This is a genomic window from Devosia sp. 1635, assembly GCF_013185955.1.
Taxonomy (GTDB): domain Bacteria; phylum Pseudomonadota; class Alphaproteobacteria; order Rhizobiales; family Devosiaceae; genus Devosia.
In genome coordinates, this window is sequence record NZ_JABAOM010000003.1 from 200,177 (window position 1) to 220,384 (window position 20,208).

A 20,208-nucleotide genomic window follows, 5' to 3' on the forward strand; every position below is an offset into this window, starting at 1 on the left:
TTGGTTCAGAACAAAACAAGAACACTACGGACCGGGTTCCGGAGTCAAGCCGAGTCTTTTTGCGGGGTTGGGGAAAAGGTTAACCTTTGCCATCCACCGCCCTCGCAATGAAGGATGGAACGCTAACCGCGCCTTAGCGCTTTCCTCTTACGCCGAAAGGCCAGATGCCGGCAGAGGTTTTGCATGTTCGACGCCCTTACTCGCTTGTTTGCAAAACCGGAAACGGCAATGGACGAGCATGATCCGCAACTGGCGGCAGCAGCCCTCCTGGTGCATCTGGCATCGGTGGACGGGCAGATGAAGCCCGAAGAGCAGCAGGCCATCAAGACTGCGCTGATGAGCCACTACCAACTCGATGAAGCGGCTGTGGATAAACTGGTGCGGCAAGGCGCCATGCGCGATGCCGAGGCGGTGGATTTCTACCGCTTTACCTCGGCCCTGACCGCGCTGGAGCTCGAGGATCGCATCGCCATCATCCGCATGATGTGGGAAGTGGTGTTTGCCGATGGCAAGAATCACGAACTTGAGGACAACATGGTCTGGCGCATTGCCGAGTTGATCGGCGTACCTTCGCGCGAACGCACCGTGCTGCGCAACCAGATCGGCAAATCTCGATCCTCTTGAGCTACCAGGCCTTGAAGGTGCCGATGGTTTTGGCTTCATCAAGCGCACAATCGAACTCGCCAGCCTGGTCGGCGGCGGCACGCGCCAACTCGTTGGCATCGGGATTAGCCAAGGCGTCCACATAGGCGATGTGACAGGAATTGCCTTCGGCAATCTGGCTAACCACCAGGATCTCGTTGCTGTCTTCGCCCGTTTCGGCATCGGCAGTGTGGTAGCGCACGATGGTCGCGATAGGCAGCCAGCGGCCGGAGGCGTTGGACAGCCGCCATTCCAGCTTGGGGCCGAGGCGGTTGAAGGGCGGCAGGGTTTGGGCGCCGTTCTCGTTGTTGTCGCCAAAGCCATAGGCCAGGGAAAAGCGCAGGTCCCCTTCCATGACCTTGAGCGGAAAGCCTTTATAGCCGGGGCAGGCCCAGCTGGCGCCGAAATCGTCGGCGTCAAGCACGAGGCACTCGTTCAGATCCAGATCGGTATAGGCGCTGTTGAAACCCGATTGGGCCAGGGCGGGGGTCGCCAAGGCACTGGCCCCCAATGCCGCACCGAGGCAAAATAGCCCTGCCATTCTGATCGAGATCAAATTCGCCACCTTTGTGTTTCTGCTACAAAACCGTTGCAAGCCATTCCATCACAGGGAGAAACGCCGATGTTCAACAACATCCTCATCGCCACCGACGGCTCCGAACTGGGCGACAAGGCCCTCGCTGCGGCGCTCAACCTAGGCAAGGGCAGTGGCGGAAAGGTGACCGTTTTGACCGTAACCGACCCGGTGACGACCATGGTTGGGGGCACGGGTGGATTTGGCCAGATTGATGCGGGGCCGCTGATCACCCAGCTCGAGGATGGCTATCGCGAACGTGCCGGCAAGGTGCTGGCGGCGGCGCAGGAGCAGGCGCAAGCCTTTGGAATAGCTGCCGAAACGCTGCACCTGCCCGACCATCTAGCGGCTGACGGCATCATCGAAACGGCCGAGCAGCAGGGAAGTGATCTGATCGTGATGGGCTCGCATGGGCGGCGGGGACTAGGGCGATTATTGCTGGGCAGCCAGGCGGCCGAGGTGCTGGCGCGCGCCAAAGTGCCGGTTTTGGTGGTGAAATAAGCCACTACAGGCAAGAGGCTTGCTTTTGCTGGCGGTTCTGGGCAACAAGGCCGCCACCTTTTCGCCACCCAGATGAACCAAGGCTGAACGCCCAATGAACATCGACGCCATTCCAATCGGCAAGAACCCGCCCGAAGACCTCAATGTGATCATCGAAGTGCCTTTGGGCGGCGAGCCGATCAAGTACGAAATCGACAAGGCCTCGGGCGCGTTGTTCGTGGACCGGTTCCTCTACACCCCGATGCGCTATCCCGGCAATTACGGCTTTGTGCCCCATACGCTGTGTGGCGATGGCGACCCGCTCGATGTGATCGTGATGAATTCGCGCCCGCTGGTGCCCGGCGCCGTGGTGCGCTCGCGCCCGGTTGGCGTGTTGTTCATGGAAGACGATGGCGGGCAGGATGAAAAGATCATCGCGGTGCCCGTGTCCAAGCTGACGCGCATGTATGACAACATCCTCGATATCGAGGATTTCCCGGAAATCCAGCTTGAGCGGGTGAAGCACTTCTTCACGCACTACAAGGATCTCGAGCCCGGCAAATGGGCCAAGATCGACCGGATCGGCAATCTGGCCGATGCGCGCAAGGTGATTCTCGATTCCATCGAGATGGCCAAGGGCGCCCAATAGGCCCTGCCCCATCTTGGCCGCAACGCGGGTGCAGCCTTCGAGCAATGCACCTGCGAGGGCCCCGATGAATCGTCGAACTGCAACGCTGCTTACCCTGGGCCTTTGCGCCACCCCGGCGCTGGCCCAGACAGCATCATCCTCCTCGCCCGACATCGCTGCGGCTTTAGCTGATCGGCTCGATCGCGCCGGGCAAGGCAAGGGTATTGCGACGGCCCGGGTGCACAATGGCGAGGTCCAATTTGCCGGCCATGGCGTTGTTGCCGAGGGCGGCGCGCCGGTAAGCGAAACGACGATCTTCGAGATCGGCTCGATCAGCAAGCTCTTCACCAATCTGCTGCTGGCGCAACTTGTGCTCGATGGCGCGGTGAGCCTTCATGCACCCGTTGCCAACTACCTGCCGGCCGGCACGGCGGTACCCAGCCTTGCCGGCCGCGAGATTACCCTGTTTGATCTTGCGACGCACAGTGCGGGCCTGCCCGCCATTCCCCCCGATCTGGGCGTGGCAGATCCCGCCGATCCATATCGCGGCTACAGCGCCGAACAGCTGCTGGCGTTTCTGACGGGCTACACGCTGCTCCGGGAACCGGGCAGCCAATTTGAATATTCCAATACTGGGGCGGCGCTCCTCGGACTGGCGCTCGAGCATACCGGGGGGAAACCCTACGCCGATCTTGTGCACGAGCGCATTCTTGAGCCCTTGGGCATGACCGAGACTGGCCTTGTGCCCGTCGATCCCGGGCGGTTTGCCACCGGGCATGACCGGGCCGGCAATGCGGTACCCCATTGGGGCTTTGACGTGTTTGCCCCGGCGGGTGGTTATTGCTCCACCGCCGCCGATCTCACTCGCTTCGTCCAAGCCGCCAGCGGCGCTGTGGTGACCGATCTCGCTCCAGCCTTCGCGCTGATGCTGGCTGAGCAGCGACCGGCTGGTTCGCCCAATATGCGGATTGGGCTGGGCTGGATGGTGCTTAATGGCCCAACCGGCCCACTGATCTGGCACAATGGCATCACGGGGGGCTTCAACAGCTTCATCGGCTATGCGCCCGAAAGCAAAGCGGGCGCGGTGGTGCTGGCCAATGCGGTGACGCAAACCGGGATCGAGGATTTGGGCTTTCACCTGCTCGAGCCCAGCCTGCCGCTGGCGCCACAACCAGAGGGGCGAGTGCCGGTCAGCATCGATCCAGGGCTACTGCCGCGCTATGCCGGCACTTATCGGCTAGGGCCCGAATTTGACCTGGTGGTCACGAGCGAAGGGGGGCGGCTGTTCGTGCAGGCGAGCGGGCAAGAGCGGCTGGAAGTGCTGCCGCAAAGCGAAACCGAGTTCTTTTACACCGTGGTCGACGCCCAGATCAGCTTCGAGCTCGATGCCGAGGAGCAGGTCACCGGTCTCGTGCTGCACCAGAATGGGCAGGATATTCCCGGCAAGCGGCAATGAGCGGCCGGGTCGTCATCCTCAATGGCGCGCCGCGCTCGGGTAAATCAAGCATCGCCCGGGCCATGCAGGACAGCCTGCCCGGGCAGTGGATCAATCTAGGGGTGGATGGCCAGAACGCCACCCTGCCCGAAGTGCTGCGGCCCGGAATTGGGTTGCGGCCGGGCGGTGAGCGGCCCGATCTCGAGCCGGTGGTGGTCCGGCTTTATCACGCGCTTTACGCCACGATCGCCGCCCATGCCCGCGATGGCTTTGATGTGGTTGCGGATGTCGGGCACCACGACGGCTATTCGGCACCCCTCGGGATCCTGCCGCGTTCGGCGCGGCAGCTAGCGGGGCTCGATGCACTGCTTATAGGCGTGCGCTGCCCGATCGAGACGATCATGGCGCGCCGCAATGCCGATCCGCAAAACGGGTTCTATGCCGCGGGACCAGGTGTTCCCGCACCGGTGCTGCGCTGGCAGGAGGCGGTGCACCAGCCCGGCATCTATGATGGGGAAGTGGACACGGGCAGCATGAGCCCACAGGACTGCGTGGCCGTGATCGCGGAGGCGCTGACCCGGCCCAAAACGGCCCTGCCCCAGCTCGCCCGGCTCTAGCGCCCGAGCCCCATGCGGGCCAGCAAATTGTCGCGGCGGATGAACTGGTGGTAAAGCGCGGCGGCGATGTGCCCAAGCGCCAGGATCAGCAGCAGCCGTGCCACAATGGCATGCACGGTAAAGGGTGGTGCCAGGGCAAAATCGGGCAAGGCACCGCCGCCGCCAAACAGCACCAGATTACCGCCGGTTGTGATCAGGGTGCCCATGCCGCTCGCGACCATGACAAGGATCACCAGGTAAAGCCCATAGTGCACGCTGCGCGCCGCCAGGTGCTCGAGCCGCGAGGGGCTGGCGCCGTCCTCGGGCCGGCGATCGAAGAACACCCACCAGACAATGCGGAACACGGTCAGCACGGCGATGCAAACCCCGACAATGGCATGAAAGCGCAGCAAGGCCGCTTCGGTCGCCGGATCACTGGCATTGCTGGCAGACAGGCCGGTACCCAGCATGACGGCGATGGCCGCCGCGGTGATCCAGTGGATGAGGATGGCGATAGTGCCATAACGACGCGGCGTACTCTTGAGCGACATGGGAGTGATCCTTGTGCCAGCTGGAGGGACCGCCTATACATAGCATACTATGAACAAAGATAGCAAGCTATGTAAATGGCACTGAGCCGTGAAACTTCGGCGGGGTACCTCGCCAACTGGGCCGCGCGACTGTTTGCGCGCGAACTGGACCGCCAGTTGCAGCCCACAGGCATTGCGCCCGCCTATATGCCGGTGATGTTCGCCCTGGACGACGGGGGAACGCTGACGCAAAAGGAACTGGCGCGCCGCGCGGCCGTGGAGCAACCGACAATGGCCGCAACGCTCAACCGCATGGAGCGCGACGGCTTCATCAGCCGCCGGCCCGACCCGGGGGACCGGCGCAGCGCGCTCGTCGTGCTGACCCCTTCCGGGCTGGCCCTGCTGCCCGAGGTGGAGCGGGTGGTGCACACGATCAATGCTCTGGCCCTGGCGAGCCTTTCCAGCGCCGAACAGGCGGCGTTCTTTGCCGCAATCGGCAAGATCATCGCGGCACTGGAACACCAAGATCCAGCCCTTGCCCCATCGACCGCCTAATCGGCGCGCCGGCTATAGGTGAGGATGGCATTGCCCTTGCTGGTGCGCTCCATATTCTTGAGCTCGAGGCGGGTGGTCGGATCATCGGGGCCGAACAGGTGCCGCCCCTTGCCGGCAATCACCGGGTGCATGATCAGCACCAGCTCGTCCATGAGGCCCGCGAGCAGCAATTGGCGCACCAGCGACAACCCGCCCATGGCGGCGATATCGCCGCCGGGCTGGTTCTTGAGCCGGCGTACGAAATCGAGGAGGTCCCCCTCGATCAGCTCGGCATTGCTCCAAGCAAGCGGCGGGGTCAGGGTTTCGGAGGCGACATATTTGGGCACGCCATTGATGAACTCGGCAAAATCGAGGTCCTGGCTGGCATTGGGCCAATAGCCGGCCCATTGCTCAAAGCCGACGCGGCCCATCAACACCGCGTCGATGCTGCTGATGGTCTGGTCCATCAGGGTGCCCAGTTCGTCGTCAAAGCTATCGAATTGAAACTGGTCGGGCGCTTCGGCGACGCCATCCACGGAGTAAAACAGGCCGGCTATGAGTTTTCGCATGATGTTGTCCTGATCTGGATGACACTTGCTCTTGCGACGCACAGAACGGCCCGAGTTCGACAATTCTGCGGCGATTTTGTTGGGGGTCCCTCCGTTTAGCTCGAAAGGATCAGTCGGTGTTTTCCGGGGGCAAGGGGGCTTCGGGTTCCCTGCTGATGGCAAGAAGGCCCGGGAAACACCCGGGCCTTCTTGAGTTTCGGTCGAGGCGGATGCCTTGCTAGCCCCAGTGCGCTAGGACGGCGAGCAGTAGCAGGGCGACGATATTGGTGATCTTGATCATCGGATTGACGGCGGGGCCAGCCGTGTCCTTGTAGGGATCGCCGACAGTGTCGCCGGTGACGGAGGCCTTGTGGGCGTCGCTGCCCTTGTGGTGCACGACGCCGTGGGAGTCAGTGAAGCCGTCCTCAAAACTCTTTTTGGCATTATCCCAGGCGCCGCCGCCGGCGGTCATGGAGATGGCGACAAAGAGCCCGGTGACGATCACGCCCATCAGCATGGCCCCGAGGGCGGAAAAGCCGGCGGCGGGACCAGCGATCCAGTTGATCAGGAAGAACACCACAATGGGCGACAGCACCGGGAGCAGCGACGGCACGATCATTTCGCGGATGGCGGCTTTGGTCAGCATATCCACGGCGCGGGCATAATCAGGCTTGGAAGTGCCGGCCATGATGCCGGGATCGGCCTTGAACTGGCGGCGCACTTCCACCACGACCGATTGGGCGGCGCGCCCCACCGCCGTCATCGACATGCCACCAAAGAGGAACGGCAGCAGGCCACCAAAGAGCAGGCCCACCACCACATAGGGGTCCGCGAGCGAGAAGGTGAGCGTGCCCATGCCCTGGAAGATCGCGGGGGCATCGGGCAGGGCCGAGAAGTAGATCAGGTCCTGGGTATAGGCGGCAAAGAGTACCAAGGCGCCAAGCCCGGCCGAGCCGATGGCATAGCCTTTGGTGACGGCCTTGGTGGTATTGCCCACGGCATCGAGTGCGTCGGTGTTGTGCCTGACTTCGGCCGGCAAGCCCGCCATTTCGGCGATGCCGCCGGCATTGTCGGTGACCGGGCCAAAGGCATCGAGCGCGACGACAATGCCGGCCAGCGCCAGCATGGTAGCCACGGCGACGGCAATGCCGAAGAGGCCTGCCAGCGAGTAGGTGATGATGATGCCGGCAATGATCACCAGCGCAGGCAGCGCGGTGGATTCGAGCGACACCGCAAGGCCCTGGATCACATTGGTGCCGTGGCCGGTGACGGAGGCTTCGGCGATGGAATTGACCGGGCGCCGACCGGTGCCGGTGTAATATTCGGTGATGACGATGATGAGCCCGGTGATGGCCAGGCCCGTCACCCCGCACCAGAACAGCGACCAGGGGGTAAAGACCTTGTCGCTGGCTTCGATCAGAAGGTTCATGTCGCCAAAGATCATCCAGAGCACGGGCACGAGCACGATCAGGGACAGCACGCCGGTGGCGATGATGCCCTTGTAAAGCGCGCCCATGATGTTGTTGCTGGCCCCGAGCTTGACCGCAAACGTGCCGGCGATCGAGGTCAAAACGCAGGCGCCGCCAATGGCGAGCGGCAGCACCATGCCGGCAAGCTTGAGCGCTTCGGGCAGGATGATGGCGGCGAGCACCATGGTGGCGACGATGGTGACCACATAGGTTTCAAACAGATCGGCGGCCATGCCGGCGCAATCGCCGACATTGTCGCCCACATTGTCGGCGATGGTGGCTGGGTTGCGCGGATCATCCTCGGGGATGCCGGCCTCGACCTTGCCCACCATGTCGCCGCCCACATCGGCGCCCTTGGTGAAGATGCCGCCGCCCAGGCGCGCAAAGATCGAGATCAGGGAAGCGCCAAAGCTCAGCGCCACCAAGGCATCGATCACGGTGCGGCTGGTGGGCGCATAGCCGATGCCGGTCAGCAGCAGGAAGTAGACGGTAATGCCGAGGAGCCCCAGCCCCGCGACCAGCATGCCGGTGACGGCACCCGATTTGAAGGCCAGATCGAGCCCGCGGGCGAGCGAAGTCGTGGCGGCCTGGGCGACGCGCACATTGGCGCGCACCGAAACATTCATGCCGATAAAGCCGGCGGCGCCGGACAACACGGCGCCCAGCAAAAAGCCGATGGCCGCATAGGTGCCCAGCAACAGCCAGGCGGCGATGAAGATCACCACGCCGACAATGGCGATGGTGGTGTATTGCCGCTTGAGATAGGCCGAGGCGCCTTCACGCACGGCAGCCGAGATTTCCTGCATGCGCGCCGATCCGGGATCGGCGGCCAACAGGGTACGCGTGGTGATCACGCCATAAACAACACTCAGACCGCCACAAACGACGATCAGCCACAAAGCTAAAGTCATGCACAAGTCCCCTCAATGCCTTGAGGGATCCGCTCCCGGTGCGCCGATCCTCCAATCGGCGGAGCCGGCTCCTCCACGAACCCCCTCCACGGCGATGATGCGGGGGAATGGGCGGCAAGGCAATCGCTAATGCGATGTTTTGTCGCGGCCTTGCTACAGGGCGGCAGCGAGGCTCGCAGCAAGTGCGGGACCGTTGCCAGTGATGCGCAGGGTCTTGAGGCGCGCGGTGGTGCCTGAGGTGATGCGAATGGCCGACCGAGATACGCCCAGCACTCCGGCAAGCAGGCCGATCACCGCGTCATTGGCCTTGTTCTTGTCGGGGATGGCAGCAACGCGCAGCTTGAGGGCCGCGCGCCCATCACCCAGCACCATGATTTCGTCGAGGGCGGTGCGCCCGGCATTGGGCAGCACGCGCACCAGTAGGGTCAGCCCGGCGGCATCGATCCGCCAGGGGAGCGTTGGCTCAAACGACGTTGGGATAGCCGTAGCGCAGGATCACCTGCTGGATAAAGAAGATGATCAGGAACAGCACGATCGGGCTGATATCGAGGCCCGAGAAATTGGGCAGCATGTTGCGGATCGGGCGCAGCACCGGCTCGGTCAGCTGGTTGACCATGCGCCAGACCGCCGCGACGAACTCGTTGCGGGTGTTGATGACGTTGAAGGAAATCAGCCAGCTCATGATGATCATGATCAACACGACCCACCAGTAGAGCTGGAGGACAACCATGATGACATCGAGGACGGCGGCCATGAGCGGATGATCCTTCGCGAAATAACTAGGCGCTATCTAGGGCTTCGGCGCCGCTCCGGCAAGAGTGCCCATGCAAGGCTGGCAGCGACGATCCCCGGAACAGGGTTGCGCCCGAGACGTTGAGTGGCTCCAACAACAAACAGGAACCAAGCAATGGGTTTTTTCAGCGACATCAAGGACAAGATCTTCGGCAAGCACGAGGCGCAGCCCACAATCGTCGCGCAGGCCCCCGCGCAGGCATCCCCAAGCGCTGCCCCGGCCGCACCAGCTCCAAGCCGCCAGCCGGCCGGCGCTGCCGCGTCGCCGGCCGCAGCTTCCTCGCCGGTGCCAACAGCACCAGCCGCCCAGGGCAATGCTGCAGCGGCCCCGGCGGCGACTGGCGCCAGCAGCGGGGCGCAGGTCGACGTGGCTGCGATCCTTGATGCCGCGGTGGCCAAGAGCGGCCAAACGCTGGACTGGCGCAAATCCATTGTCGATTTGATGAAAGCTCTAGGTATCGACAGCAGCCTTGCCGCGCGCAAGGAATTGGCCCAGGAGCTCAACTACACCGGCAGCACCGAGGACAGCGCGGCCATGAATATCTGGCTGCACAAGGCGGTGATCCAGAAGCTCGCCGACAATGGCGGCAAGGTGCCCGCTGAACTGCTTTAAACAGCCAAACGGCGTCCGGCTTCTGGCCGGGCGCCTGTTCTAGCCGATATCCTTGATCGGCTTCCAGGTGGCGAAGCGATAGAGATAGATGACGACGGCAAGGATCACGACGCCGGTTGAGACCGGATCGACCCAGGCTTCCACCGCCTCATAGCCTTCGTGGAGCAGATAGCCCGAGGCGGTCAGGAGCCCGGTCCAAAGCACGGTGCCGATCGCCGAAACGGTGATGAAGCGGCCAAAGGGCATGGCAGCAAGACCGGCCGGCACGGAAATGAGGGTGCGGATGGCGGGGATCAAGCGCCCAACCAGGATCGCCCAGATGCCATGGCGGTCGAACCAGTGCACGGCCTTGTCGATATCGTCTTCGCTGACCGTGGCGATGCGCCCAAGGCGATTGCAAAGCAGGGTGAAGCGATGCAGGCCCAAAAGGCGGGCTGCGAAATACCAGACCGACGTGCCCGCGAGCGACCCCAGCACGCCGGCGAGCAGCACGCCCCAGCCATTAAGCTCGCCACTGGCGGCCACATAACCCGCAAAGGGCATGATCAGCTCGGAGGGAATGGGCGGAAAGACGTTCTCGGCCACCATCAGGAGAAAGATCCCCAGATAGCTCCATTGGGTAATGGTGCCGATGATCCACTCGCTCATGATTCACTCCGTCTCCGATGGGGCGCACCATTACCGCAAAACGCCAAAAAAGGGTAAGGGCCCCGTTGTTTCCAACGGAGCCCCTAGTGTTTTTAACCGGCCTTGGAGCGCAGCGCGCGCTTGCGATCATTGGGATCGAGCCAGATCTTGCGCAGGCGGATCGACTTGGGGGTCACCTCGACATATTCGTCTTCGGCGATATAGCCGAGCGACTGCTCCAGGGTAAGCTTCTTGGGCGTGGTCAGGCGAACCGCCTCATCCTTGGAGGTGGTGCGGATATTGGTCAGCTGCTTGCCCTTGAGTGCGTTCACTTCAAGGTCGTTGTCGCGGCTGTGCTCACCGATGATCATGCCTTCATAGATGTCGACGCCAGCATCGATCATGATCGGGCCGCGATCTTCGAGGTTCCACAGCGCAAAGGCGACGGACTGGCCGGTGCCATTGGAGATCAGCACGCCGGTGCGACGGCCGGGCAGTTCGCCCTTGAACGGGGCAAAGGAGTGGAACAGCCGGTTGAAGATGGCCGTGCCGCGGGTATCGCTCAGCAATTCAGGCTGGTAGCCGATCAGCGAGCGGGTTGGCACCAGGAGACGAATACGCGTACGGCCAACGCCCGAAGCGCGCATTTCGACCAGCTCGCCCTTCCGCTCGGTCATCTTCTGGACGACCGTGCCGGTGTGCTCATCATCGACGTCGATGATGACTTCCTCGATCGGCTCCAGCTTGACGCCGTTTTCTTCCTTCATCAGCACTTTAGGGCGGCCGATGGTCAGCTCGAAGCCCTCGCGGCGCATGTTTTCGATCAAAACGGCCAGCTGCAATTCGCCGCGGCCAGCCACGTCGAAGCTGTCATTGTCATCGCCCGGCGTCACCTTGATGGCGACATTGCCTTCGGCTTCGCGCATCAGGCGTTCGCGGATCACGCGGGACTGCACCTTGTCGCCTTCGCGGCCGGCCAGTGGGCCGTCATTGATGCGGAAGGTGACCGACAGGGTCGGCGGATCGATCGGCTTGGAGGCGATCGGCTCCATATTGGTCGGCGAGGAAATGGTGTCGGCAACGGTCGAGGTTTCGAGACCGGCAATGGCGACGATGTCGCCAGCTTCGCCCACATCCACGGGGGTGCGCTCGAGGCCACGGAAGGCCAGCACCTTGGAAACGCGACCCTTTTCGACGATCTTGCCTTCGCGGCTGAGCGTATGGATGGGATCGCCGGCCTTGACCGAGCCCGAAAAGATGCGGCCGGTCAGGATGCGGCCGAGAAAGGCATTGCGCTCGATGGTGGTGACCAGCATGCGGAACGGACCGGTTTCGACCTTGGGCTCGGGCACATGCTCGATGACCTTGTCGAGCAGCGGCGCGAGGCTTTCCTTGGGACCGGCGGGATCGGCACTCATCCAGCCCTGCTTGGCAGCGCCATAAAGGATCGGGAAGTCGAGCTGTTCGGGCGTTGCGTCGAGGGCGATGAAGAGATCAAAGATTTCTTCGAGCACTTCGAGGTGCCGCTCGTCCGACTTGTCGATCTTGTTGATGGCCACGATGGGACGCAGGCCCTGGGCCAGCGCCTTGCCAAGCACGAACTTGGTCTGGGGCATCGGGCCTTCGGCGGCATCGACGAGGATCACGACACCATCGACCATGGAGAGGATACGCTCGACTTCGCCGCCGAAATCGGCGTGGCCGGGGGTGTCCACGATATTGATGCGGGTGTCTTTCCAGAGCAGCGAGGTCACCTTGGCGAGAATGGTGATGCCACGTTCGCGCTCGATGTCATTGCTGTCCATGGCGCGCTCTTCGACGCGTTCGTTTTCGCGGAACGAGCCGGACTGCTTGAGCAGCACGTCGATCAGGGTGGTCTTGCCATGGTCAACGTGAGCGATGATGGCGATATTGCGCAAGGACATTAGGGGCGGAGCCTTTGAATGCATGATTCACGCCCACAAACCGCCACGCGGCGACAACGAGTTGAACCATGAAGGAAAACAACAACGCCACCCGCTAACAGGCAGGACCGGCGCTTTTGTCGCGGCTATTACAGGTTTTAGCGCCATCGGACAATCCCTGTGACTGCAGGGCGGCAATGCACCGCGTCACACAAGGGCCAAAAGGCATCCACCAAGCGCGGTCGCGCCGACCAAAATCCAGGGCGGCACGCGACCGACCGCGAGTAGTAAATAGATGGTTACGGCGAGGGCATAATCCAAGGGGGTGCGCAGGGCCAATGTGGCCACGGGATCAAACAAGGCGGCAGCCAGCAGCGCCACCACCGCCACATTGGCGCCCCCAATCAGGTGGGCGACGGCGGGAACAGCGGCTAGGCGGCGCCACAACGGCAAGGCTGCCCCCATCAGCAGCAAGCCGGGCGCGAAGATGGCGAGCGTTGCGCCGAGCGCACCCAGCAGCGTGTAGCCGGACGGGGCGGCGGCAGCGCCAAGGAAGGTGGCAAAGGCAAACAGCGGCCCCGGCACCGCCTGGGCGGCGGCATAGCCGGCCAGAAAGGTTGGCGGCGACACCCAGCCGGGCGCCACCACGCTGTCTTCCAGCAAGGGCAGCACCACATGCCCGCCCCCGAACACCAGGGCGCCGGTGCGATAAAAGGCATCAAGGAACTGCACGGCAAAGCCGCCCACCCCCGCAGCGGCGAGCAGCGGCAGACCAAGGAGCAGCAGGGCGAAGGCGGCAAGGAGCGCGATGCCCATACGCATCGACAAGGCTCCGGCAGGCACGGAAGCGCTGGTACCGCTGGTGTTGCCCCAGCCCAGCAGAAGGCCACAAAGCGCGCCAAGGCTCATCACCAAAAGCTGCCCGGCAATACCGGGCACCAGCGCCAGCAACACCAGCGCCAGGGCAGCCACGCCAAGGCGGGAGGGCGTGGTGAGGAGCGCCCCGCGCATGCCCCAGACGGCTTGGGCCACAACAGCCACCGCCACCAATTCAAGGCCATGGAGCGCCCCAGACAGGGCTGGTCCCTGAAGGGCAAGAAGGCCGGCAAAGAAGGCCAGCATCAGGAGGGCCGATGGCAGGGTGAAGCCAACAAAAGCTGCCAGCCCGCCGAGCCAGCCGGCGCGCACCACGCCCAGGGCAAAACCGACCTGGCTGGAGGCCGGCCCCGGCAGGAGCTGCCCCAAGGCTACGAGCTGGGCATAGCCATGCTCATCCACCCAGCCGCGGCGGGCGACAAGTTCGTCGCGGAAATAGCCGAGATGGGCGATGGGGCCGCCAAAGGAGGTCAGTCCCAGGGCTAAAAAGGCGGCGAAAACCTCGCCCGGCGTGCCGGCAGGCGGGGCGGTGGGGGCGTCGGCTCGGCTCATCCGTGCACCCTTAGCCTCAAGTTATGACAGCGCGATAACGCCACCGCTCACCAGCGGCGCTCAGGAGGCCGCGCGCAGCAATCGGGTGTGCTCGACTTGCCGAATAAGCATCAGCTCGAGCACGGCCGGGGCCAGGGGCGGGGAAAACAGGAACCCCTGCACTTCCGAGCAACCCAGGGCGCGCACCAGTTCGAGCTGTTCGGGGGTTTCCACCCCTTCGGCCGTGGTGGTCATCCCGAGGCTCTGCCCCAGCCCGATCACCGCGCGGATGATAGCCAGATTGTCGCTGCGGGTGGTCAGATCGCGCATGAAGGAGCGGTCGATCTTGATCTTGTCGAAGGGGAAGGAGCGCAGATAGGAAAGCGAGGAATAGCCGATGCCGAAATCGTCCATGGAGATGCGCACACCCATGGCGCGCAGCTGATGCAGCGCCCGCAGGGTGGATTCGTTGTCGGCGAGCAGCAGCGATTCGGTGATTTCGAGCTCGAGGCGGCTCGCGGGCAGGCCCGCATCGGCAAGGGCCGAGCGGATTACGCTCACCAACTCCTTGTTGCGGAACTGGACGGTTGACAGGTTCACTGCAACGCGCACCCCGTCGGGCCAGGTGGTGGCCGTGCGGCAGGCCTCGCGCAGCACCCATTCGCCCAGGGGCACGATGAGGCCGGTTTCCTCGGCAATGGGGATGAACTCGGCGGGAGAAATCGAGCGCTCCGCGCAATCCCAGCGCAACAGGGCCTCGACGCAGCCGATCTTGTTTTGCTCCAGATCGAGCAAAGGCTGGAAGACGAGGCGCAGCTCGTCACGCGCCAGGGCGGCCCGTAGGCCCGCCTCGATGCTGCGGCGCTGCTGCAACTCCTCGTCCATACCCGTTTCAAAGAAGTGGAAGGTGGAGCGGCCATCCGCCTTGGCCTTGTAGAGCGCCATATCGGCATGTTTGACCAGGGTATCGGTGTTCACCCCATCCTGGGGCGCCATGGCGATCCCAACCGAGGCGCTGATATCGATCTGGTGCTCTCCAATGGTGAAGGGCGCCGCCATTGCCTTGACGATGCGGTTGGCCACCTTGGCGGCATCGGCCTCGCTCGACACCGAGCGCAGCAGCAAGGCAAATTCGTCGCCACCCAGACGGGCCAGCAGGTCGTTGTCGCGCGTCGTGCGCCACAAGCGCATCCCGGCTTCCCGGATCAGCTCGTCGCCCACCGCATGGCCCAGCGTGTCGTTGACACCCTTGAAGTGGTCGAGATCGATATACAGCACCGCCGCCTGTTCGCCGCGCCCGATCGCGGCTTCCGCATTGGCCATTTCCTCGAGGAACTGCACCCGGTTGGGCAGATCGGTCAGGGCGTCATGGCGGGCGAGATAGCGGATGCGCGCCTCGATCTGGCGCTGCTCGGTGATGTCTTCGTGGCTCGACACCCAACCGCCATCCTTCATCGGATGGTGCTGCATCATGATGACGCGGCCGTTGAATTCATGCACGTTCTTGCCGTATTCGCCGCGCGCGATGATGTCGCGGCGCCAGGCGATATATTGCTGCCGGGACGTGCCCGAACTCATGCCGCTATCGAACAGGTGGCCCAAAATTTCTTCGAGCTGGGTGCCGGGCCGCACCAGCGCCTCGGGCAGATTGTAGATGCGCTGATAGGGCTCGTTGCAGATCACGAGGCGCCCCTGGGCGTCGCACATGCACAGGCCCTGGGAAATATTGTTGACCGCCGCGTCGAGCCGGATGTTCTGGCGCTCGAGCTCGCGTCCGCGCTTTTGCATCACTTCGGTACGCGCGATTTCCTCGGTCACGTCCTCATGGGTGATCACCCAGCCCAGCGCCGGATTGAACACATGGGCGGTTTCGATGATGCGCCCGCCCCGCACTGCTTCCTGGCTTTTATGGCGCGCGCCGTCGCGATTGGCCAGCAATTCGCCGGCATAGGCCGCGTAAAAGGCCTCGGGGGTCTGGTCGGGGTGATTGCCCAGGCTCGACGAGATCCCCACCACCGCCTTGAGCGTCATGCCGACCTGGAGGTGCTCGGGCTCAAAACCATAGATTTCGCAATAATGCTGGTTCCACAGCACCAGGCGAAATTGGGGGCTCCACACGCAAAATCCATAGGGCATGCTTTGGAGCGCCGCATCCAGCAGCAGCGCCCCGGACATCTCGCTCAAACTTCCAGCGTCCAATGCCCGCACGAGCCGACCCCTTCCGCGGTGCTTTGCGCACAACGGACTAACGCTAGAGGTCGGCTCTTAAGGCCCGATTAACGCGGAAGGCTTATGGGCGCTCCGCCTTGCGATTGCGCGCCGCCCAAGTCTTGAGCCGCAAGCCGTTGAGGCGGATGAAGCCCTCGGCATCATGGTGGTCATAAGCGACCGCGCCTTCCTCGAAGGTGACGAGGTCCATGGAGTAAAGCGAGTTGGGCGATGTGCGCGCAATCACATTGGCGCTGCCCTTGTAGAGCTTCACCGTGACTTCGCCCGACACATAGTCCTGGCTCTTGTCGATCATGGCCTGCAGCATCTCGCGCTCGGGGGAGAACCAGAAGCCGTTGTAGATGAGCTCGGCATATTTGGGCATCAGCTCGTCCTTGAGGTGAGCTTCGCCGCGATCGAGGGTGATCGATTCAATGCCGCGATGGGCCACCAGCATGATGGTGCCGCCGGGGGTTTCATAAAGCCCGCGCGACTTCATGCCGACAAAGCGGTTCTCGACGAGGTCAAGTCGGCCAATGCCATGCTTGCCACCGAGCTCATTGAGCTTGGTCAGCAGCGCGGCCGGCGACAGCTTTTCGCCATTGACCGAAACCGGATCGCCCCTTTCGTAGCCGATGGTGATGATCTCGGGCTCGTTGGGGGCCTGTTCGGGATCAACCGTGCGCTGGGGCACATAATCGGGATAAGGCACGCCGGGATCTTCCAGCACCATGCCTTCCGAGGAGGTGTGCAGCAGATTGGCGTCAACCGAGAACGGGGCCTCGCCCCGCTTGTCCTTGGACACCGGGATCTGGTTGCGCTCGGCATAATCAAGCAGCTGGGTGCGGCTGCGCAGGTCCCATTCGCGCCAGGGAGCGATCACCTTGATCGAAGGGTCGAGCGCATTGGCGGTCAATTCGAACCGCACCTGGTCATTGCCCTTGCCTGTGGCGCCATGGGAGATGGCATCGGCGCCGGTTTCCTGGGCGATTTCAACCAGGCGCTTGGCGATCAGCGGGCGGGCAATGGAGGTGCCCAGCAGATACTGACCCTCATACACCGCGTTGGCGCGGAACATGGGAAACACGAAGTCGCGCACGAATTCCTCGCGCAGGTCCTCAATGCGGATATCCTTGATGCCGAACATCTCGGCTTTCCGGCGCGCCGGCTCAAGCTCTTCGCCCTGCCCGAGATCCGCGGTGAAGGTCACCACTTCGCAGTTATAGGTTTCCTGCAGCCATTTGAGGATGATGGAGGTATCCAGGCCGCCCGAATAGGCGAGCACGACCTTCTTGATGTCTTTTGCCATAACTTTGGTTCTTGCGCTTGGGGGTTGGCGCCAGCTGGCGCCACAAATCGGGCGCACCCTATTCAGCCCGGGCCGGGCATGCAATTGTCCGGGCCGAATTTCTTGAGCACCCCTATGCCCGCCTTTGTTCCCGATCTTTCCGTGCTGCTCGCCTTTGCGCTGGCGGCTTTCGTGCTGGCGATCACGCCCGGACCAGACATGGCGCTACAGATGTCGCGCGCCATCAATTACGGGCGTGGGCATGGCTTTGCCACGGCAGCGGGGGCGATGAGCGGCATCCTGGTGCATACGGGCTTGGCCGCTTTTGGCATTTCGGTGCTGATCGTGGCGGCGCCGACGGCATTTCTCGTGCTCAAGATCGCTGGCGCCCTTTACCTATTGTGGCTGGCCTATGGCGCGGTGATGCATGGAGGCGGGCTGCGCCTGGCCGAACGGGCGGCCCGGACGCCAACGCTGCGCGAAAGCTATGCCACCGGGATCGGGATCAATCTGCTCAATCCCAAAGTGGTGCTGTTCTTCGTGACCTTCCTGCCCCAGTTCGTCGACCGGCACGATCCGGCCGCGCCCGGCAAGCTGTTTTTCCTGGGGGGCGAATTCATCCTGGTTTCCATTCCGGTGGCCATTGCCATGGTGCTGGCGGCCGAGCGCATGGCGGGCCTGCTCGCGACCAACAAGCTAGTGCAGCGCGCGCTCAACTGGAGCTTTGCGGCGGTGTTCACCGGTTTTGCCCTGACCATCCTCCTTGCCGAAGGGCGCCGCTAGGAACGGCTGGCCGCGTTTGTTCGTTAGCCCGGCAAAACAAGAGGGCAAGGCATGGACGTTCTGCGCATTATCCTGTCGGTGATCATTCCACCGGTCGGCGTCTTTCTTCAGGTGGGGCTCGGGCTGCAGTTCTGGCTCAATATCCTGCTAACGCTGTTGGGTTATTTCCCCGGCCTGATCCACGCCGTGTGGGTGATCTTGCGCAAATAGAACTAGTCGCGCGGCTTGCGGCTGGCGCGCCGCTCCCGCGTCATGCGAGTGGGGGCGTGGAAGTCGGGCCGCTTGGTTTGCACCCACGCAATGAACTCGGCCAGTTCCCGATCGGCCCGCAGCGCCTCGACGTCGTTGAGCTTGCTCGCCAGCTCGGTTTCGGAAAACCGCGCGTGAATGGCGCTGTGGCAGATCTGGTGCAGCTGCACCGTACCCAAATGGGTACCGCCCTTGAGGCGCGGCGTCAGATGATGGCGGCTGGATTTGGCTTCGGGCGGGATGGGGCGTTCGCACAGGGGGCAGATCAAAGGCGCCCTCGCCGCGGCCAAGCGCTCCGCTGCCGCGATGGCCGCATCGATGCGCCGTTGCGATGGTCTTGGCATCAGCCGATTTCGGCGAAGCGCAGCAGATACCCGTCCGGATCCTGCACACAGAACTGGCGTTGCCGCACCACGCCGCTGCCCGCCTGATAGATCTTGGTTTCAACGGGCAGGAACAACGCGACGCCGGCCGCCGCAAGGTGCTCGAGCACGGGATCAAGGGCGCTGACGCGGATCTGTAAGTTGATGCCGCGCCCGAAGGGAGGCTCGAGCGACCCCGTCTTCCAGTCTCGAGCCAAGCCGAGTTGGTCGAGCATGAGAAGGGCCCCTTCCCGCTCCAGCATGGCAAAGCCTTCGGCGGGCCGCTCGTAGCGAACGGCAAAGCCCAGGAGCTCGCAGTAAAAGCGCAGACTGCGCGAGAGATCGGCGACGGACAACTCGGGGATCAATGCCGGATCGCCGCCCATCGCTGCTCCCTTAGCCGGCGAGCGCTTCGCGATCCTTGCGGCTCAAGCGCTCGCTTTCGCTCTTGAGCTGGCCGCAGGCAGCAAAGATGTCGCGCCCGCGGGGCGTGCGCACGGGGCTGGCATAGCCGGCCTTGTTGACGATATCGGCAAAGCGCTCGATCCGCGAGGAAGGCGAGGTGCCATAGTTCGAGCCGGGCCAGGGATTGAACGGGATGAGGTTGATCTTGGCAGGAATGCCCGCCAGCAACCGCACCAGTTCGCGCGCCTCGGCATCGCTGTCATTGATGCCATCGAGCATCACATATTCAAAGGTGATGCGGCGGGCATTGGAGAGGCCCGGATAATTGCGGCAGGCCTCGAGCAGTTCTTCGATGGGCCACTTCTTGTTGATGGGCACGAGCACATCGCGCAAATCATTGTTGGTGGCGTGCAGGGAGATGGCAAGCATCACGTCGATCTCGCGCCCGGTGGGCTCGATAAAGGGCACGACGCCAGAGGTCGAAAGGGTAATGCGGCGCTTGGACAGGCTCATGCCGTCGCCCGCCGACGCGATCAGCAGGGCCTGCTTGACGTTCTCGTAATTATAAAGCGGCTCGCCCATGCCCATCATCACGATATTGGTGATGGCACGGCTCCCGTCAGCCGGAACAAGACCGCCATCATCGGGGCGGCTGCCGCCGGGGAAATCGCCCAGCCGCTCGCGGGCCATCAGCACCTGCCCGAGAATTTCCCCGGCGGTGAGATTCCGGACAAGCTTTTGCGTGCCGGTATGGCAGAACGAGCAGGTAAGCGTGCACCCGACCTGGGAGGAAACGCAAAGCGTGCCGCGGTCCTGCTCGGGGATATAAACGGTTTCCACCTCGACGGGTGGATAGAGCGGATTGGCGGGATCGCGGAAGCGGAACAGCCATTTGCGGGTGCCATCGCTCGAAACCTGCTCGGAAACGATCTCGGGGCGATCAAGGATGAACTTGTCGGCCAGCAGCTGGCGCACCGGTTTGGCGACATTGGTCATGCGCTCGAAATCGGTGACCCCGTTCACATAAAGCCAGTTCCACAACTGGCTCGCGCGCATCTTGCTTTCGCGCTCGGCAATGCCCGCGCCCACCAATGCCTCGGCGAGCTGCGGCTTGCCCAGGCCGATCAGCGAAGGCCGGCTGGCGACCGGCGAACGCACGGCAGACGAATGGTCAAGATTAAGCGCAATGCTCATGGGGGCAAAGGTCCGGAAGGTGCGGGATC

General features: G+C 63.2%; 23 protein-coding genes. 9 read left to right on the top strand and 14 right to left on the bottom strand.

Annotated elements, in window-relative coordinates; all coding sequences use genetic code 11:
- Window positions 1-183: 183 nt before the first annotated feature.
- Window positions 184-624, top strand: coding sequence for a TerB family tellurite resistance protein (locus HRU92_RS13205; RefSeq protein ID WP_127754712.1), 441 nt, complete (start codon window positions 184-186; stop codon window positions 622-624).
- Window position 625: 1 nt separating this feature from the next.
- Here the strand turns inward: HRU92_RS13205 and HRU92_RS13210 are convergent, their stop codons facing one another.
- Window positions 626-1,198, bottom strand: a complete 573-nt coding sequence (locus HRU92_RS13210) for a hypothetical protein (RefSeq protein WP_172121528.1) — start codon at window positions 1,196-1,198, stop codon at window positions 626-628.
- 66 nt (window positions 1,199-1,264) lie between these two features.
- Here HRU92_RS13210 and HRU92_RS13215 point away from each other — a divergent pair, with 66 nt between their 5' ends.
- The 4 genes from HRU92_RS13215 (at window position 1,265) to HRU92_RS13230 (ending at window position 4,376) form a co-directional block, all read left to right on the top strand.
- The gene (locus HRU92_RS13215) at window positions 1,265-1,717 is read left to right on the top strand and encodes a universal stress protein (protein WP_172121529.1); all 453 of its coding nucleotides are present in this window, start codon (window positions 1,265-1,267) and stop codon (window positions 1,715-1,717) included.
- 94 nt (window positions 1,718-1,811) lie between these two features.
- On the top strand, window positions 1,812-2,345 hold the full coding sequence (ppa, locus tag HRU92_RS13220) for an inorganic diphosphatase (protein WP_127754715.1): 534 nt from the start codon (window positions 1,812-1,814) through the stop codon (window positions 2,343-2,345).
- A gap of 64 nt (window positions 2,346-2,409) precedes the next feature.
- Entirely contained in the window at window positions 2,410-3,780 is a 1,371-nt protein-coding gene (locus HRU92_RS13225; protein ID WP_173088308.1) for a serine hydrolase, read from the top strand.
- Entirely contained in the window at window positions 3,777-4,376 is a 600-nt protein-coding gene (locus HRU92_RS13230) for a chloramphenicol phosphotransferase (protein WP_172121531.1), read from the top strand. The genes HRU92_RS13225 and HRU92_RS13230 overlap by 4 nt, the downstream gene beginning before the upstream one ends.
- Here the strand turns inward: HRU92_RS13230 and HRU92_RS13235 are convergent.
- The gene (locus HRU92_RS13235) at window positions 4,373-4,906 is read right to left on the bottom strand and encodes a cytochrome b (RefSeq protein ID WP_172121532.1); all 534 of its coding nucleotides are present in this window, start codon (window positions 4,904-4,906) and stop codon (window positions 4,373-4,375) included. The genes HRU92_RS13230 and HRU92_RS13235 overlap by 4 nt on opposite strands.
- Window positions 4,907-4,981: 75 nt before the next feature.
- Here HRU92_RS13235 and HRU92_RS13240 point away from each other — a divergent pair, with 75 nt between their 5' ends.
- Window positions 4,982-5,440, top strand: coding sequence for a MarR family transcriptional regulator (locus tag HRU92_RS13240; RefSeq protein WP_173088310.1), 459 nt, complete (start codon window positions 4,982-4,984; stop codon window positions 5,438-5,440).
- Here HRU92_RS13240 and HRU92_RS13245 read toward each other — a convergent pair.
- The 4 genes from HRU92_RS13245 to HRU92_RS13260 form a co-directional block, all read right to left on the bottom strand.
- On the bottom strand, window positions 5,437-5,988 hold the full coding sequence (locus HRU92_RS13245) for a dihydrofolate reductase family protein (RefSeq protein WP_172121534.1): 552 nt from the start codon (window positions 5,986-5,988) through the stop codon (window positions 5,437-5,439). The genes HRU92_RS13240 and HRU92_RS13245 overlap by 4 nt on opposite strands.
- Before the next feature lie 217 nt (window positions 5,989-6,205).
- Window positions 6,206-8,347 carry a sodium-translocating pyrophosphatase gene (locus HRU92_RS13250; protein WP_172121535.1) on the bottom strand — a complete coding sequence of 714 codons (2,142 nt, stop codon included), beginning with the start codon at window positions 8,345-8,347 and terminating at the stop codon, window positions 6,206-6,208.
- A gap of 153 nt (window positions 8,348-8,500) precedes the next feature.
- Complete coding sequence (locus HRU92_RS13255; RefSeq protein ID WP_349236725.1) at window positions 8,501-8,827, bottom strand: DUF167 family protein; 327 nt, start codon at window positions 8,825-8,827, stop codon at window positions 8,501-8,503.
- The gene (locus tag HRU92_RS13260; protein WP_127754723.1) at window positions 8,811-9,101 is read right to left on the bottom strand and encodes a YggT family protein; all 291 of its coding nucleotides are present in this window, start codon (window positions 9,099-9,101) and stop codon (window positions 8,811-8,813) included. Before HRU92_RS13260 ends, HRU92_RS13255 begins: the two co-directional genes overlap by 17 nt.
- Before the next feature lie 153 nt (window positions 9,102-9,254).
- On the opposite strand from HRU92_RS13260, the gene HRU92_RS13265 reads away from it, so the two are divergent.
- Complete coding sequence (locus tag HRU92_RS13265; RefSeq protein WP_172121536.1) at window positions 9,255-9,752, top strand: DUF3597 domain-containing protein; 498 nt, start codon at window positions 9,255-9,257, stop codon at window positions 9,750-9,752.
- Between the two features lie 39 nt (window positions 9,753-9,791).
- Here the strand turns inward: HRU92_RS13265 and HRU92_RS13270 are convergent, their stop codons facing one another.
- The 5 genes from HRU92_RS13270 to HRU92_RS13290 all read right to left on the bottom strand — a co-directional run bounded on the left by HRU92_RS13270 (window position 9,792) and on the right by HRU92_RS13290 (window position 17,207).
- Window positions 9,792-10,400 (bottom strand): DedA family protein, encoded by a 609-nt coding sequence (locus tag HRU92_RS13270; RefSeq protein WP_172121537.1) that lies wholly within the window; start codon window positions 10,398-10,400, stop codon window positions 9,792-9,794.
- Between the two features lie 92 nt (window positions 10,401-10,492).
- Window positions 10,493-12,304 carry a translational GTPase TypA gene (gene typA / locus HRU92_RS13275; protein WP_127754726.1) on the bottom strand — a complete coding sequence of 604 codons (1,812 nt, stop codon included), beginning with the start codon at window positions 12,302-12,304 and terminating at the stop codon, window positions 10,493-10,495.
- Window positions 12,305-12,490: 186 nt separating this feature from the next.
- Entirely contained in the window at window positions 12,491-13,711 is a 1,221-nt protein-coding gene (gene chrA, locus HRU92_RS13280; RefSeq protein ID WP_172121538.1) for a chromate efflux transporter, read from the bottom strand.
- A gap of 60 nt (window positions 13,712-13,771) precedes the next feature.
- Window positions 13,772-15,865, bottom strand: a complete 2,094-nt coding sequence (locus HRU92_RS13285; RefSeq protein ID WP_248307174.1) for an EAL domain-containing protein — start codon at window positions 15,863-15,865, stop codon at window positions 13,772-13,774.
- A 115-nt stretch (window positions 15,866-15,980) separates the two neighbouring features.
- On the bottom strand, window positions 15,981-17,207 hold the full coding sequence (locus HRU92_RS13290) for an argininosuccinate synthase (protein WP_172121540.1): 1,227 nt from the start codon (window positions 17,205-17,207) through the stop codon (window positions 15,981-15,983).
- A gap of 114 nt (window positions 17,208-17,321) precedes the next feature.
- On the opposite strand from HRU92_RS13290, the gene HRU92_RS13295 reads away from it, so the two are divergent.
- Together HRU92_RS13295 and HRU92_RS13300 are read left to right on the top strand one after the other, a co-directional pair.
- Window positions 17,322-17,969, top strand: a complete 648-nt coding sequence (locus HRU92_RS13295) for a LysE family translocator (protein WP_172121541.1) — start codon at window positions 17,322-17,324, stop codon at window positions 17,967-17,969.
- 51 nt (window positions 17,970-18,020) lie between these two features.
- Entirely contained in the window at window positions 18,021-18,179 is a 159-nt protein-coding gene (locus HRU92_RS13300) for a YqaE/Pmp3 family membrane protein (protein ID WP_072343446.1), read from the top strand.
- A 2-nt stretch (window positions 18,180-18,181) separates the two neighbouring features.
- On the opposite strand, the gene HRU92_RS13305 is transcribed toward HRU92_RS13300, so the two are convergent.
- From HRU92_RS13305 to rlmN, 3 genes are read right to left on the bottom strand one after another with little or no spacing between them, the layout of a single operon-like run.
- Window positions 18,182-18,562, bottom strand: a complete 381-nt coding sequence (locus tag HRU92_RS13305) for a restriction endonuclease (RefSeq protein WP_172121542.1) — start codon at window positions 18,560-18,562, stop codon at window positions 18,182-18,184.
- Window positions 18,562-18,966: a VOC family protein gene (locus tag HRU92_RS13310; RefSeq protein ID WP_172121543.1), complete on the bottom strand. Its 405-nt coding sequence runs from the start codon at window positions 18,964-18,966 to the stop codon at window positions 18,562-18,564. Before HRU92_RS13310 ends, HRU92_RS13305 begins: the two co-directional genes overlap by 1 nt.
- Before the next feature lie 10 nt (window positions 18,967-18,976).
- Entirely contained in the window at window positions 18,977-20,179 is a 1,203-nt protein-coding gene (gene rlmN, locus HRU92_RS13315) for a 23S rRNA (adenine(2503)-C(2))-methyltransferase RlmN (RefSeq protein WP_172121544.1), read from the bottom strand.
- Window positions 20,180-20,208 lie beyond the last annotated feature (29 nt).